This is a genomic window from Janibacter zhangyanbonis (genome assembly GCF_050507325.1).
Taxonomy (GTDB): Bacteria; Actinomycetota; Actinomycetes; order Actinomycetales; family Dermatophilaceae; genus Janibacter.
The window spans coordinates 829,530-844,163 of record NZ_CP191481.1; the positions used below are offsets into that span (position 1 = coordinate 829,530).

The 14,634-nt window shown below is 74.6% G+C and carries 16 protein-coding genes; 7 read left to right on the plus strand and 9 right to left on the minus strand.

All coding sequences use genetic code 11. The features are described from left to right. Positions 1-408: 408 nt before the first annotated feature. Positions 409-1,893 (minus strand): phosphotransferase, encoded by a 1,485-nt coding sequence (locus tag ACQBJO_RS04150; protein ID WP_421007057.1) that lies wholly within the window; start codon positions 1,891-1,893, stop codon positions 409-411. Positions 1,894-1,995: 102 nt separating this feature from the next. Between ACQBJO_RS04150 and nudC the strand changes: the two genes are divergently transcribed. From nudC to ACQBJO_RS04180, 6 genes are all read left to right on the plus strand, one after another. Continuing rightward, positions 1,996-2,904, plus strand: coding sequence for an NAD(+) diphosphatase (gene nudC, locus ACQBJO_RS04155; protein WP_421007056.1), 909 nt, complete (start codon positions 1,996-1,998; stop codon positions 2,902-2,904). Positions 2,905-3,055: 151 nt separating this feature from the next. Continuing rightward, the gene (locus ACQBJO_RS04160) at positions 3,056-5,116 is read left to right on the plus strand and encodes an ATP-dependent DNA helicase UvrD2 (RefSeq protein WP_430407167.1); all 2,061 of its coding nucleotides are present in this window, start codon (positions 3,056-3,058) and stop codon (positions 5,114-5,116) included. Between the two features lie 137 nt (positions 5,117-5,253). Further along, the gene (locus ACQBJO_RS04165; RefSeq protein WP_255185525.1) at positions 5,254-5,424 is read left to right on the plus strand and encodes a hypothetical protein; all 171 of its coding nucleotides are present in this window, start codon (positions 5,254-5,256) and stop codon (positions 5,422-5,424) included. 130 nt (positions 5,425-5,554) lie between these two features. Next, the gene (locus ACQBJO_RS04170; RefSeq protein ID WP_255185526.1) at positions 5,555-5,821 is read left to right on the plus strand and encodes a WhiB family transcriptional regulator; all 267 of its coding nucleotides are present in this window, start codon (positions 5,555-5,557) and stop codon (positions 5,819-5,821) included. Between the two features lie 26 nt (positions 5,822-5,847). Then, positions 5,848-5,976: a hypothetical protein gene (locus tag ACQBJO_RS04175; RefSeq protein ID WP_421007054.1), complete on the plus strand. Its 129-nt coding sequence runs from the start codon at positions 5,848-5,850 to the stop codon at positions 5,974-5,976. A gap of 131 nt (positions 5,977-6,107) precedes the next feature. After that, positions 6,108-6,686, plus strand: a complete 579-nt coding sequence (locus tag ACQBJO_RS04180) for an HhH-GPD-type base excision DNA repair protein (protein ID WP_255185528.1) — start codon at positions 6,108-6,110, stop codon at positions 6,684-6,686. A 27-nt stretch (positions 6,687-6,713) separates the two neighbouring features. On the opposite strand, the gene ACQBJO_RS04185 is transcribed toward ACQBJO_RS04180, so the two are convergent. The 4 genes from ACQBJO_RS04185 to ACQBJO_RS04200 all read right to left on the minus strand — a co-directional run bounded on the left by ACQBJO_RS04185 (position 6,714) and on the right by ACQBJO_RS04200 (position 11,112). Next, complete coding sequence (locus tag ACQBJO_RS04185; protein WP_421007053.1) at positions 6,714-8,024, minus strand: ABC1 kinase family protein; 1,311 nt, start codon at positions 8,022-8,024, stop codon at positions 6,714-6,716. Then, positions 8,021-8,926, minus strand: coding sequence for a hypothetical protein (locus ACQBJO_RS04190; protein ID WP_421007052.1), 906 nt, complete (start codon positions 8,924-8,926; stop codon positions 8,021-8,023). The genes ACQBJO_RS04185 and ACQBJO_RS04190 overlap by 4 nt, the downstream gene beginning before the upstream one ends. Positions 8,927-9,007: 81 nt before the next feature. Beyond that, positions 9,008-9,667, minus strand: a complete 660-nt coding sequence (locus ACQBJO_RS04195) for an NUDIX hydrolase (protein WP_421007051.1) — start codon at positions 9,665-9,667, stop codon at positions 9,008-9,010. After that, on the minus strand, positions 9,664-11,112 hold the full coding sequence (locus ACQBJO_RS04200) for a zinc-dependent metalloprotease (protein WP_421007050.1): 1,449 nt from the start codon (positions 11,110-11,112) through the stop codon (positions 9,664-9,666). Before ACQBJO_RS04200 ends, ACQBJO_RS04195 begins: the two co-directional genes overlap by 4 nt. Positions 11,113-11,204: 92 nt before the next feature. On the opposite strand from ACQBJO_RS04200, the gene ACQBJO_RS04205 reads away from it, so the two are divergent. Then, positions 11,205-12,302 (plus strand): YlbL family protein, encoded by a 1,098-nt coding sequence (locus ACQBJO_RS04205; protein ID WP_421007049.1) that lies wholly within the window; start codon positions 11,205-11,207, stop codon positions 12,300-12,302. Between the two features lie 9 nt (positions 12,303-12,311). On the opposite strand, the gene ACQBJO_RS04210 is transcribed toward ACQBJO_RS04205, so the two are convergent. From ACQBJO_RS04210 to ACQBJO_RS04225, 4 genes are read right to left on the minus strand one after another with little or no spacing between them, the layout of a single operon-like run. Beyond that, positions 12,312-12,923: a DNA-3-methyladenine glycosylase I gene (locus tag ACQBJO_RS04210; protein ID WP_421007048.1), complete on the minus strand. Its 612-nt coding sequence runs from the start codon at positions 12,921-12,923 to the stop codon at positions 12,312-12,314. Then, positions 12,920-13,519 (minus strand): methylated-DNA--[protein]-cysteine S-methyltransferase, encoded by a 600-nt coding sequence (locus ACQBJO_RS04215; protein WP_255185535.1) that lies wholly within the window; start codon positions 13,517-13,519, stop codon positions 12,920-12,922. Before ACQBJO_RS04215 ends, ACQBJO_RS04210 begins: the two co-directional genes overlap by 4 nt. Then, entirely contained in the window at positions 13,516-14,007 is a 492-nt protein-coding gene (locus ACQBJO_RS04220) for an RNA polymerase sigma factor (RefSeq protein ID WP_421007047.1), read from the minus strand. The genes ACQBJO_RS04215 and ACQBJO_RS04220 overlap by 4 nt, the downstream gene beginning before the upstream one ends. A gap of 42 nt (positions 14,008-14,049) precedes the next feature. Further along, complete coding sequence (locus ACQBJO_RS04225) at positions 14,050-14,625, minus strand: PPA1309 family protein (protein ID WP_255185537.1); 576 nt, start codon at positions 14,623-14,625, stop codon at positions 14,050-14,052. Positions 14,626-14,634 lie beyond the last annotated feature (9 nt).

Here is a 14,634-nt window from a genome sequence, read left to right on the forward strand (position 1 = left end):
CTCCGTACGGTGAGCCGGGGGCAGGCCGGCCCAGGTGGTGCGGGTGCTGAGGGTGCCTACGCCGCTGCTCCGTACGGTGAGCCGGGGGCAGGCAGGCCCGGTGGAGCAGGGACGCGGGGTGCGGAGCGCCTACGCCGCTGCTCCGTACGGCGAGCCGGGGGTGGGCCGGCCCGGTGGTGCAGGGACGCGGGGTGCGGAGCGCCTATGCCGCTGCTCCGTCCGATGAGCCAGCGGATGAACCGGCGGTTCGCACGGCAGGCCGGCTCGGTGCCCGTAGTACGGAGCAACGGCGTAGTGGGCGGAGAGCCCGGTCGGGGTGGGCTGGTGGGGGCGTGCCCGGAGTACGGAGCAACGGCGTCGTGGGCGGAGAGCCCGATCGTGGTGCGCTGGTCCGGACGCCGCCGTCCGTCAGCGGCGGGGGTGGACCGGGATGATGTCGTCGCCGTCGTCCTCGTCGTTGATCGGGACGATCTCGGCGGTTGCGTGGTCGGTGCCGGGGCGACGGGGTGCTTCCGGCAGGCTGGCGGCCGTCTCGTCGGCTCCGCCCGAGCTGTCCTCGCTGGCCCCGACATCCTGCTGGAGGTCGCTGTCCTGCTGGGGGTGGTCCTGACCGTCGTCGCCCTCGCCCTCGCCGTCGGCGTCGAGGGGCGCAGCGACCGCGACCGGCTGGGCGGGCGGTGCCGGCTCGACCTCGACAGCCTCGTCGGCGTCAGAGTCCTCCGGGTCAGCGTCGGGGGTGGCCTGTGCAGCCACCGCGGCAGTGGCCACGGGCTGCGTGACCTGGGTGGGCCGGGCCGCGGGTGCCGGGGCGGACTGCTCGTCAGCGTCCCCGTCCGCAGCCGTCGCCTTGTCGGCACGCGCCTCGTCCGCACTCGCGTCGTCCGTGGCGGACGTCGCGTCGCCCGACGCGGCCGTGGCCGAGGCTGCGCGGTCCGCCCCCTTCGCCTCGAGGCGGGTGCGCTCGGCCTCCTCCTCGGCAGCCAGCTGCTCGTCGAGGCGGCGCAGCTCGGCGGCGCGACGCTCGGCGCCGGCGTCGTCGCCGGCCGCGACGGCGACCATCATCGTGCGCACCAGCTGCATCTCGTGGACGAGACGGGCCCGGCGCTGGAGGTGCTTGTCGGGGCGTTCCACGCGGGCGTGGGCGTAGGCCTCCAGGACGGTGTCGAGCGCCTCGGGGTGCAGCTCGCCGACCAGGGGCGCGAGGTCGTCGGCGGGGTCGGCGACCTGCGCGGACTCCCAGCCGAGGAATCCCTTGACGTCCGGCTCGTCGCCGTCGTCGGGGCTCGCGAGGATCGTGCCGGGACCGATCGCCCCGTGGGTCGGGGTGGCGGTGAAGCCCCACAGCGACTCGTCGTCGAGGATGCCCTCCCACCGACCGAGCAGCCCGGTGGGCACCCGGCCGGTCGCGGCCGCGCGGTCCAGCTCGGCCAGCCGGCGGGCCCGGTAGGCCGCGGCGTCGTAGACGGGGACACCAGCCTCCTCGTAGATGCGCACGTCGAGGTTGTGCAGCTGCGCCAAGGCCCGGCCGAGGCCGGCCGCGAGCGTGGACCCGGGCGCGATCGACGCGACGTCGACCATCCGCCCGGTGAGGTAGCTGCTGACGCACGCGCGCCCACCCTCGGGCAGCGCGGCCCAGCCCTTGACCGCAGGCACCGGCATCGTCAGGCGCCGCGCGAGCAGCGCCAGCAGGGCCGCCGACTGCTCGAGCTGCGCCGAGGCAGCAGGGGTCCGGGGAGCGCGCACCACCCACCTGCGGTGGTCGTGGTCCTGGACGAAGGCGACGTCGAAGGGGGAGACCGACGGCGTGACGACCCCCTCGACCGAGTCGGGGTCCAGGCCGGGCACGGCAGCGCTGGCCAGAGCGGCGAGAGTCAGCGGTCCACGAGAGGTCACCCGCCCACCGTACGAGCCCGGCGGCCCCGAGACGGGGAGCAACGCCCTCCGAGCCGGGGATCCGTGCCCGGGCCTAGGGTGGGTGACGTGGACCATGACCCGATGCGCGACCTGCCCATGACCGCCTCGGACATCGACCGCGACGGCCAGCGGCGGTCCGACCCCGACCTCCTGCCGCGCCTGCTCGCCGACCCGGCCACGCGGGTGCTCGAGCTGCGCGGCGACCGGTCCCCCCTTCGCCCCGACGGTCGGCTGGCGCTGCGCCCACCGCAGCCGGACGACGCCGACGGGTTGCTCGTCCACCTCGGTCTCGTCGACGGCATCGCCCACGTCGCCACCTGCCACCCCGCGCCCCCCGGCGAGCCGGTGCCCCGCGAGGAGCGACTGGACTCCGCCCCCTTCGCCACCCTGCGTGAGGTCGCGGTCCAGCTGCCGCCGACCGAGGCGGCGCTCTTCGCGACGGCGCTCGGCCTGGCCAACTGGCACGTGCGGCACCCCCGCTGCCCCCGCTGCGGGACGCCCACCGAGGTCGTGCAGTCCGGCTGGGTGCGCCGCTGCCCGCAGGACGGGTCGGAGCACTACCCGCGCACCGACCCGGCCGTCATCATGGCGGTCACCGACGACCGGGACCGGCTGCTCCTCGCGCGCAACGTCGGGTGGCCGGAGGGCCGCTTCTCCGTCCTCGCCGGATTCCTCGAGCCCGGCGAGACCATCGCCGGCGCCGTCGCGCGCGAGGTGGGGGAGGAGACGGGGGTCGAGGTGACCGACGTGCGCTTCGTCGCCGACCAGCCGTGGCCCTTCCCCGCGTCGCTGATGATCGGCTGCACCGCCCGCGCCACGACGACGGCGATCACCCCGCAGCCCGACGAGATCGCCGAGGCGCGGTGGTTCACCCGCGACGACTTCCGCCGCGAGCTGCGCGAGGGCTACCTGCGCGCCGCCGGCCGGCTGTCGATCTCGGCCCGGCTCATCGAGGGCTGGCTCGGGGAGCGGCTCGACGAGGTGGCCTGACGGCCGCAGCCGCGGCCCGGGGACCACGGGTGTCGGGCGCGGGTGAGAGAGTGCCGGGGTGATTTCTTCGGCCGACCCGCAGACCGCGGACGACATCCTCGCGGCGCTCGACCCCGAGCAGCGCGAGGTCGCGGCCAACCCGAGCGGACCCATGGTCGTGCTCGCCGGTGCCGGCACCGGCAAGACGCGCGCCATCACCCACCGCATCGCCTACGGCGTGCGCTCCGGCGCCTACCAGCCGCAGCGCGTGCTCGCCGTGACCTTCACCGCCCGCGCCGCCGGCGAGATGCGCACCCGCCTGCGCGACCTCGGGGTCGTCGGGGTGCAGGCCCGAACCTTCCACGCCGCGGCGCTGCGGCAGCTGCACTACTTCTGGCCCCAGGCCATCGGCGGCGCGGCCCCCGAGGTCATGGCGCACAAGGTGCCGGCCGTCGCCGAGGCCGCCTCCCGCATGGGCATGCGGCTCGACCGCAGCGAGCTGCGCGACGTCGCCGCCGAGATCGAGTGGTCGAAGGTCTCGCTGCTCACCCCCGAGACCTATGCGGCCGCGGCCCGACGCGACCAGCGCGAGGCGCCCGGCATGGACCACACCGCCATGGCCCGGCTCATCGCGACCTACGAGGAGGTCAAGGGGGAGCGCGGCGTCATCGACTTCGAGGACGTGCTCCTGTTGACCGTCGGCATCCTCGAGGAGCGCGACGACATCGTCCGCACCGTGCGCGACCAGTACCGGCACTTCGTCGTCGACGAGTACCAGGACGTCAACGCGCTGCAGCAGCGCCTGCTCGACCTGTGGGTCGGCGGCCGCGGCGACATCTGCGTCGTCGGTGACCCGGCGCAGACGATCTACTCCTTCACCGGCGCCACCCCCCAGCACCTGCTGCGCTTTACGAGCACCCACCCCGGCGCGGCGACCGTGCGCCTCGTGCGCAACTACCGCTCCACCCCGCCCGTGCTCGCCCTGGCCAACCGGCTGCTCACCGACCCGAGCGGCCAGCGACGCGGCGGTGCCGTCGAGCTCGTGCCGCAGCGCGAGGGCGGCGAGCCGCCCCGCCTCACGGCGCTCGACGACGACCCTGCCGAGGCGGCCTGGGTCGCCGACCGGATCAAGGAGCTCGTCGCCCAGGGGCGACCGCTGCGCGAGATCGCGGTCCTCTTCCGCACCAACGGCCAGTCCGAGGCCTTCGAGTCCGCGCTCGCGGACGCCGACGTGCCCTACCTCGTGCGCGGGGGAGAGCGCTTCTTCTCCCGCAAGGAGGTGCGCGAGGCCGTCCTGCTGCTGCGCGGCGCTGCCCGCACCGACGACGGGAGCAAGCCACTGCCCGCCTTCGTCGGCGACGTGCTCGGCGGCATGGGCTGGCACGAGGACCCGCCCTCGAGCTCGGGCGCCGTGCGGGCCCGGTGGGAGTCGCTCAAGGCGCTCGTCGATCTCTCCGCCAGGCTGGCGTCGACGACGCCCGACGCGCGGCTGCCCGACCTCGTGCGCGACCTCGACGAGCGCATCGCCGCCCAGCATGCGCCCGACGTCGAGGGCGTGACCCTCGCGTCGCTCCACGCGGCCAAGGGCCTGGAGTGGGATGTCGTCTTCCTCGTCGGCTGCTCCGACGGGCTGATGCCGATCATGATGGCCGAGGGGCCGGAGGAGATCGAGGAGGAGCGGCGCCTGATGTACGTCGGCGTCACCCGCGCCCGTGAGGTCCTCCACCTGTCGTGGGCGCGCGCCCGGACCCCGGGTGCCCGCGGGACGCGACGGGTCAGCCGATTTCTCGACCAGGCGAGCGGCATCCTCGGCGAGGGCGCGCGCTCGACCCCCAAGCGCGCCAAGGCCGCTCGCGGCTCGGGCGGCCCGCTCAAGGCCGCCCGGCCCAAGGTGTGCAAGGTGTGCGGCACCGAGCTGCAGACCGCGACCGAGCGGGCCTCGGGGCGCTGCCCGCAGTGCCCGCCGACCTACGACGAGGCGACCTTCGAGCGCCTGCGGTCCTGGCGGCTCGCGGTGTCCAGGGCGGCCTCCGTGCCAGCCTTCGTCGTCTTCACCGACGCCACCCTCGAGGCGATCGCGGAGGCCGAGCCGGCCCACCAGCGGGACCTGTCGGCGATCAGCGGTGTGGGTCCGCGCAAGCTCTCGCTCTACGCCGACCAGGTCCTCGCCGTCGTCGGCGGAGCGGACCCCGACGAGGTCGCCGAGGCCGCCGTTGGTGAGCCCGAGGACTGACCCGGGACCACCCCGACAGGCATCCGAAATTTAATTCGGTGGCGCGCACGAGAAGCGTGCTCTACGTTGGTCCTTGTCAGTCGGTCACGCCATCGCGTGTGATCCGAGAGCGCGTCGACGAGAGGAGGGCAGGACCCATGGACAACATCACGATGAACCTCATCCCGGAGTCTTGGGCTGCCCTCGTGCCGTCCGCCGATTGCATCGGCGACGCCACCGGCGTCTTCATCGACCGTGGCCGCACCCTGGCCGCTGAGCCGAAGACCCCCTTCGTCGTGGACCCGCGCCCTGCAGGACCTCCCGTCTAGGAGACGGACTCACAGGTCCTCCTTCTCAGGCCGCGGCATCCCGACACCGGGAACCGCGGCCTTCGTCGTGTCCCGGCACCGCCACAAGCACCCGCCACCCACGCATCACACGCCACCAGGAGAACCCGACGTGACGACCCTGACCCACCCACCGATACAGCGCCTGACCCCGTGCCAGGCGGAGGAGCCCGAGATCTGGTTCGCCGAGACGCCCGCCGGCGTCGAGTACGCCAAGGCGCTCTGCCAGGACTGCCCCTTCCAGACGATGTGCCTCCAGGGCGCGCTCGAGCGCCGCGAGCCCTGGGGTGTCTGGGGCGGAGAGCTCTTCGACGCCGGACGCGTCATCCCCCGCAAGCGGCCCCGTGGCCGCCCCCGCAAGCACCCGATCCCCGCCTGAGCGAGAGACCGAGAGGAGGAGACACCATGAAGTTCCCCAAGATGCCGCGGCTGCGGCACACGGACCGTCCCCTGGCCTACGTGCCCGAGCCCCAGCGCCGTGAGCTGCTGGCTCGCCGCCACGACCCCCGACCCGCTCACCTGAGCTTCCGATGAGCAGGATCGCCGGCGGCGTCGATCACGACTCCGCCCGAGAGGCCGACAGGCCCCACCCGATGCCCCGGGTGGGGCCTGTTGTCGTCTCCGCCGCGGGAGGCGAAGGGGGTGCACGTGGCACTCTGGTGCCCATGGCCACCACGCTGCGCATCGCCCAGGACGAGACTGCCGACGAGCTGCTCTCCTCCGACCCCTTCGCCCTGCTGCTCGGGATGCTCCTCGACCAGCAGTTCCCGATGGAGCGGGCCTTCGCCGGTCCGGCGAAGGTCAAGGAGCGCTTCGGGTCGCTCGACCCCGCGAAGATCGCGGCGGCCGACCCGGAGAAGTTCGCCGACCTGTGCGCGACGCCGCCGGCCGTGCACCGCTACGGCCGCTCGATGGCCGGTCGCATCCAGGCCGTCGCCGAGGTCGTGCGCGACGACTACGACGGCGACGTCACCCGCATCTGGACGAGCACCGACGACCCCGCCGAGATCGTCAAGCGCCTCAAGGCGCTGCCCGGCTTCGGCGACCAGAAGGCGCGGATCTTCGCCGCCCTGCTCGGCAAGCAGCTCGGCGTGCAGCCGGCCGGCTGGCGCGAGGCGATCGGCCCCTATGCCGAGGAGGGCTCGCGCCGCTCGGTCGCCGACGTCACCGACGAGACCTCGCTGCAGGAGGTCCGGGACTACAAGAAGGCCGCGAAGGCCAAGGCGAAGGCCGCCAAGGGCTGACGCCCCCGGACCTGCGACGGGTGGACGTCAGCCGTCGGCGAAGCCCGGCAGCAGCCGCTCCATCGACCCGCGGGCCGGGATCGTCGCGCCGAGCTGGCACAGCACGCCGGTCGACCCGACGAAGACGCGGTGGATCATCGCGTACTCGCGCGGCATGTTCATCCGCAGCCCGGTGGCGAACTCGGGCGCGCGCAGGTCGGTGACCCCGCGGGCCGCGGCCCGCAGCCACTCGCGGGTGAAGGCGTGCTCGGGCTCGCGCAGCGGCTCGACGAAGGGGAGCAGGTAGGCGAGCACCTCGTCGGCGTCGACCTCGATGCCCGGGAGGATGAAGCCCTCCGAGCGGAGCCCGTCGACGACACCCTCGGCGTCACCGGCCAGCGCCCGGCGCACGAGGCGGCCGACGACCGGGGGGATGCCGTGGGGCAGGTGCGCGACGGCGCCGTAGTCGATGACGCCGAGCCGACCATCGGGGGTGAGTCGGAAGTTGCCCGGGTGCGGGTCGGCGTGGAGGAGACCCGCCCGCCTCGGCCCGTCGAGGAGGAACTCGAGGTAGAGCTGACCCACCCGGTCGCGCACGTCCTGGTCGGCGTCGCGGATGACCTGACTGAGCGGTGCACCGGCGAGCCACTCGCCGACGATGACGTGCCGGGTGTGCAGGACGACGTCGGGGACCGCGACGTGCGGGTCGTCCCTGAAGGCCTGGGCGAAGGCTCGCTGGTTGGCCGCCTCGAGCCCGTAGTCGAGCTCCTCGTCGGCGGCGGCGAGCAGCTCGTCGGTCACCGGCTTGATGTCGATGCCCGGCATCCACGTCGTCGCGACGCGCGCCAGTCGGGCGATCTGCTGCAGGTCGGAGCGAAGCGCCCGGTCGGCGCCGGGGTACTGCACCTTGACGGCGACCTCCCGGCCGTCGGCGGCGATGCCGCGGTGCACCTGGCCGATCGACGCGGCCGCGACCGGTGCGTCCTCGATGTCGACGTGCTCGCGCCACCGGGCCCCGAGGTCGCGGGCGAGCACCTCGTGGACCTCGGCGGTCGACATCGGGGGAGCGGCGTCCTGCAGGCGCACGAGCATCTCGCGGTAGGGCTCGACCATCTCCTCGGGCATCGCGGCCTCGAGGACGGAGAGGGCCTGGCCGACCTTCATCGCGCCGCCCTTGAGCGAGCCGAGCACGGCGAAGAGCTGCTCGGCGGTGCGGCGTTGGATCTCCTCGGTGACGACGTCGGCGGGCGTGCCCGTGAGGCGGCGCCCGACGCCGCGGGCGCTGCGACCGGCATGGCCGAGGGGCACGGCTGCCAACCGTGCCGCGCGCCCGGCGGCTCGTCGTGGGATCTGGCTCACACGGCCATTGTGTCGCCCCACCCTGACGCTGCGGCGCACCCCCCTTCGGGCGTGGTGTCGGCCGGGGGTGCGCCCCCGGTCCGCGCGCACCCCGGGCAGCCCGGGTGGGAGGGCCACCGGTGCCGCTCGAGGGTGGGGCCGGGCGTGGCCACCTCGAAGGACCACTCCGGGGTGGCGACCAGACCCGCGAGGTGGTCGAGGGCGAGCGCGGTCGTCAGGCCGGCGGCGAGCAGCCGGACGGCGGGCAGCCCGTCCGTCGGTTCGGGCCCGGTGACGCGCGGTCGCACGAGCTGGGCGCGCAGATAGGGCCAGTCGGGGTCGGCGGCGGCGCGGGTGAGATCGAGGCAGTGCAGGCACGGGCCGCCGGCAGGGGTGAGCACCGGCCCGATGCTCGCGTGCTCGGGCTGGCACCACACCGGCAGCACGTCGGCGCCGGCCGCGTGCCAGGGGTGGATGCCGGCGGGGTCGGCCGGCGCCGGGCTGACGACGACGGCGAGGTCGTCGGCGGTGCACTCCCCGCCCGGGCGCACCCGGGTCACCTCGACCTGCTCGCCCTGCCGCAGGACGTCGGCGAGGAGCGCGGGCAGCGCGCCGGCACCGACGACGGCGACCCGCGGTCGGCGTTCGGGGTCGACTGGGCGGACGAGCCCGAGCCCGACGAGCCGGTCGAGGACGTCCGCGGCGCGGGTCGGGTCGACCCCCTCGAGCGCGGCGGTCGTCAGCGACTCGGTGAGCGCCTGCCCCGGGTCGAGGGCCGCGAGCCAGCGGACCTCGGCGTCGGTCAGCCCGAGGAGCCGGGCGGAGTGCGGCCCGGTGCCGAGCTGGACGCTGCCGTCAGGACGACGAAGGGGGTGCAGGCGCGCCCCGCGTGGTGGGCGGGGAGGGTGCGACGGGTGGGGCATGGCGGCTCGCTCGACGAGGTGGACGGTGGTCCGCCCACTGTGTCGGATCTCGCCGCGGTGGCCGCCGCGTCATCCACAGGCTCAGCGGCGGGCGAGCGCCACGAGGTCGTGCACCGACTGCTCGGTGTCGGGCGGCAGCGCGTCGACCGGCCACCACGCGACGTCGAGCGACTCCGGCGAGACGACCGGCTCGGCGCCGGGGTCGGCGACGGCGATCCACCGCAGGTCGAGGTGCTCGGTGCACCTCGTGAAGCCCGACCCCAGCGCGTGCCGGTCGAGCTGCGCCGGACCGGGGAGGAGGTGGAGGCTGCCGGCGGGCAGACCCGACTCCTCGACGGCCTCGCGCAGCGCGGCGGCGGCGACGCTCGGGTCGTCGGCCTCGATGTGCCCGCCGAACTGCAGCCAGCGACCGACCTTGCGGTGCAGGGTGAGCAGCACCCGCTCGCGCGGCTCGTCGACGACGAGGCACGACGCGGTGAAGTGGGCCGGCGGGCCGGCCTTGGCGCTCGCGTCGGCGTGCGCGGATAGGTGGGCGAGGTAGTCGCGGCGCAGCTGCTCCTGCTCGAGCGTCGGCGCGGGCCAGGCCTCGAGCACGGCGCGCAGGTCGGCGTCGAGGTGGGCGTGCGTACCGGTGGCTGCTGCCGCGCCGCCGCCAGCCGCGCCGCCGCCCGCCGGGCCGCCGCCAGCCGCGCCGCCGCCGGCCGGGCCACCGCTGGCCGCGCCGTTCCCCGGCGCGCTCACGCGGTCGGGTCGTCGGAGCCGGATCCGCCTGCGGCAGAGCCGCCTTCGTCCGCCTCGCGCAGGATCGACTCGAGCACGTCGTCGAGGTCGCTGCGCTCGCCGCCACCCCCGCCGGCGGCGGTGCGCTCGACGAAGCCGAGCACGTCGTCGAGGTCGGCGGCGGTCGGGGCGACGTCGGGGTGCGCCCACACGCCGTCGCGCCCGGCGGCGCCGACCCGCTCCTCGAGGGCGGCGAAGAGGTTGGCGGCGTCGCGCAGGCGGCGCGGCCGCAGCTCGAGCCCGACGAGCCCGGCGAAGGTGCGCTCGGCCGGCCCACCGGTCGCGCGCCGACGACGGATCATCTCGGTCATCGCCACGGTGTGCGGCAGGTGGTCGGCGGTGGCCCGGGCGGCGACGTGGTCGACCCAGCCCTCGATGAGCGCCAGCCAGGTCTCGAGCTGGCCGAGGGCGTGCTGCTGCGCAGCGGTGGGCGCGGGGTTGAGGAAGCTGCCGGTCAGCGCCTCCTGGATCGCCGAGGGGTCGCTCGGGTCGACCTCGCGCACGGCGGCGTCGATGGCGTCGGTGTCGATCGCCATGCCGCGGGCATAGGACTGGATGGCGGCGAGGATCTGCGGGCCGATCCACGGCACGGCGGTGAAGAGCCGCATCCGCGCGACCTCCCGGGCCGCCAGGTGCAGCCACACCTCGTCGAGCTCGACGTCGAGCCCCTCGGCGAAGTCGGCGACATTGCCCGGCAGCAGCCCCACCTGCGTCGTGAGCAGCGGCACGCCGGCCTCGGTCGCGGTCAGGGTCTCGGACGACAGCGCCCCGACGGCCTCCGCTGTCTGGCCGGTGATGAGGGAGGACGCCATCGTGTCGACGAAGGGAGCCATCTGCTGGGCCAGCATCGACAGGTCCATGCCGGCCGGCAGCCCGAGGGCCTGCAGGTCGGGGGCGTCGGGCCCCTGGAGCCGGGAGGTGAAGGAGTCGCGGATGGCGGCGGACAGCCCGTCGGCGACCGGGTCGACGAGCGAGGCCCAGACCGGCATGGTCGCCTCGATCCACTCGGCCCGGGACAGGGCCGCGCCGGTGAGCCCGGGGGCCTCGAGGTCGGTCACCTGGTCGAGCCACAACGACGCGACGTGCACGGCCTGCTCGGCGAGGCCGCGCTCGCGCGGACCCATCTCGTGGTCGTCGTCCTCGGCGGCCTCCTGCGCGGCCGTCACCGCGGAGGTGACGTCCACCCCCTTCGTCATGGCGCCGGGGGTGAACATCGACGTGATCTGGGCGGTCATCGCCGCGACCTGCGCGGGGTCGGCGTCGCCGATGCCCATGGCCTTGAGCTGCTCGACGACCTGGGGCGGCAGGTCACGTCCGCCGTTGAGATCGCGGAAGATCTTCGCGATCTCCGGAGGCAGACCGTCGTCCCCGGGGGAACCGGATGGGGTGCTGGGGTCGTTGCTCACGTGGGCGTCTCGTCTCTTCCTGAGAGGATGTGCTGTCCTTCAACCCAACCACGAGCGGTCCCGGATGGTTCCCACCCGGGGCAGGAGGTCCTGTGACCGAGCCGGTGCACTCCATCCCGCGCAGCGAGCGCATCGCCAGGTGGGTCCTCGCCGTGGCCTTCGTCCTGCTCATCGTCGTCGTCGGCGGCAGCTTCATCAAGGTGCCCTATGCCGTGGAGAAGCCGGGCCCCGTGACCGACACCCTCGGCAGGCTCGACGACGGCACCGACCTCGTGCGGGTCACGGGCGCGAAGACCTACCCGACCGACGGCGCCCTCTTCTTCACGACCGTGCGGGTCATCGGCGGCCCCGACCGCCACATCTCGGCGTGGGAGTGGGTCGCCGGCAAGCTCGACTCCAGCGCGCGGGTGGTGCCGGAGGAGGAGGTCTTCCCCAAGGACAGCACCGACGAGCAGATCAAGCAGATGAACACCGCGCAGATGCAGGGCGCGCAGAAGAACTCGATCGCCGTCGGCATGCGCAGCACCGGGGTCAAGGTCCCGCAGGACAACCTCGTCGCGACGATCGCGGAGGGCCTGCCGGCCGACGGTCGGCTCGCGCTCGAGGACCGGGTGCAGGCCGTCGACGGCACGCGCACCCCGCACGTCGCCGACATCGTCGCCGCGATCTCCGACCGCGCGCCGGGTGACACGGTGACGCTGACCGTCGAGCGCAAGGGCCGTGAGCGCGAGGTCCGGGTGCGCACCACCGACCTCGGCGGCGGCCGCGCCGGCATCGGCATCGGCATCGAGCCGAAGTACGACTACCCCTACGAGGTGCGCATCGACGCCGGCGACGTCGGCGGGCCGAGCGCGGGGATGATGTTCGCCCTCGCCGTGCGCGACCGCATCACGCCGGGCGAGATGACCGGCGGCAAGGAGATCGCCGGCACCGGCACCATCGACGACTCCGGCACCGTCGGCCCGATCGGCGGCATCGCGCAGAAGCTCATCGGCGCGCAGGACGGCGGCGCGAAGTGGTTCCTCGCCCCGGAGAGCAACTGCGACGAGGTCGTCGGGCACGTCCCCGAGGGTCTGCACGTCACCGCGGTCGGCGACTTCGAGGAGGCCACGGAGGCCGTCGAGGCCATCGCGAAGGGGAAGACCTCCGACCTGCCCACGTGCGAGCAGGTCGTGGCGACGTCCCGCTGAGGTGGTCCGTCAGCCGGAGTGCTCCTCCCAGACGCCGGAGCTGCCGCGTCGGTGGGAGTCGAGCAGGTGGGTGTCGACGATGCCGACCGCCTCCATGAGGGCGTACATCGTCGTCGGGCCGACGAAGGAGAAGCCGCGGGCGCGCAGCGCCTTGGACAGGGCGAGCGACTCGGGAGAGCGGGTCGGGACCTCGGCGATGGTGCGCGGCCGGGGCGTCTGCTCCGGTTGGAAGGACCACACGAAGTCGACGAGCCCGCCGTCCTCGCGCAGCCGGACGGTCGCGGCGGCATTGCCGATCGTCGCGAGGATCTTCGCCCGGTTGCGCACGATGCCGGCGTCGGCCATGAGGCGCTCGACGTCGTCGTCGCCGTAGGCCGCGACGACCTCGGGGTCGAAGCCGTCGAAGGCCGTGCGGAAGGCCGGTCGCTTGCGCAGGATCGTCGCCCACGACAGCCCGGACTGGAAGGCCTCGAGGCTGATCCGCTCGAAGAGCCCCTGCTCGTCTCGCACCGGCATGCCCCACTCGGTGTCGTAGTAGTCGCGCATCAGGGGGTCGCTGCTCGCCCACGTGGGTCGGGCCAGCCCGTCCTCGCCGACGACGACGCCGGTGTCGGCGCTCATGCGGCCGCCTCGAGCGCGAGGAGGGTCGACTTCGCCTCGAGACCGCCGAGGTAGCCGCCGAGCGACCCGTCGGAGCGCAGCACCCGGTGGCAGGGGACGACGACGGGCAGCGGGTTGGTCGCGCAGGCCGTGCCGACGGCGCGCACCGCGCGCGGCCGGCCGACGTGCTCGGCCACCTCGCGATAGGTCTGCGTGCTCCCGTAGCCGATGTGCGGCAGCCAGGCCTGCACCTCCTGGCGGAACCCGGACGACAGCGACAGGTCGAGCGGCAGGTCGAAGTCGTGCCGGCGGCCGGCGAAGTACTCCTCGAGCTCCGCGGCGACCGCGTCGAGCCGGGCCGGCGCCTCGAGCACCCGCGGGCTCACCCGCGCGGCGAGCGACTCGAGCACCTCGTCGAAGCCCTCCCGCTCGAAGGCCACCCGCACCAGCCCGGTCGTCGTCGCCGCGAGCAGCAGCGGCCCGACGGGGGAGTCGACGGTCCGGTAGGCGACGTCGAGCAGTCCCTCGGCGTCGGCGGCCGCGGCCAGCCGCCCGCGCAGCCGCTCACGGTCGCCGGCCGTCACGGTGAAGTCCTCCGGGCTCACGTCGGTCGTCATGACATCTCTCCTTGTCGGTCGTCGGCGAGCATCGCGCGCAGCCGCGCGATCCCGTCGGAGGCGGCGCGGCGCACGGCCGCCGGGGTGCCGCCGATGAGCTCGGCCGTCTGCGTGTGCGGCAGCCCGCCGAGGTAGTGGTAGGCCACGGCCAGCCGCTGGCGCTCCGGCAGGCGGGCCACGACCTGCCAGAGGTCGCCGCCCCCTTCGCCGGGGTTGCCGAGGGACGAAGGGAGGTCCGGCAGGTCGTCCGTGGGCACCGCCTGCCGGGCCCTGGATCGGGTCACGTCGATCGCCTTGCGGTGGGCGACGCGCACGAGCCAGGCCTGGACGTTGGTGTCCTCGTCGAGGTCCGGCCACGACCGCAGCGCCGCGAGGAAGGTCTCCGACCACGCGTCGTCGGCGTCCGGCCCGGCGCCGAGGACGGCGCGGCAGACCCGCAGCACGGTGTCGCCGTGCTGCGCGACCGCGGTCTCGAAGGGCTGCTGCATCGTCATCACCGGGTAGACGCGTGGGCGCGCCCGGGTGTGAGGTCAGTCCTCCAGCGTCGCCCGCAGGGCGTGGACGAGGCCGGGGGCGATGTCCTCACCGGTGGCAACCCGGTCGTCGCGGTCGTTGGCCCGCTGCCGCAGCAGGCACACGGCCCGGCCGTCGCGGTGGACGGCGACGAGCAGGCGCACGTCCTGCCGCTGCGGGTGCTGGGCGAGGGCGTCGACGGCCTCGTCGGGGTCCTGCGGCAGGTCGCGCTCGGCGCCCGGCGGGATGACGACCCGCTCGACGGCGAGGGCGACCCCGTCGACGGTCTCGGGCCAGGCCATCCGACCGAGGAGGGACTCGAGGTTGGACGTGCGGGGCAGGTCCTCCTGCTCGATGGCCGTGAGGGCGCCGGGGGCCCGGTCGGCGTCGCCGCTCAGGGCAGCGGCCAGCTGCGGCTCGGCCGCGGCGAGGGAGGCGGTGTCGACGAGGGCGAAGACGCGGGGGTTCTGGTCCCACCCGGCGGAGGCGACGTGGCGCTCGGTCTCGAGGGCGGCGACGGCGAGCGGCTCGGTGGTCGGCTGCGGCGCGGGGTCGGGGGTCTGGTCTGGTGACGAGTCGGGCACGAAGACCATGCTGCCCTA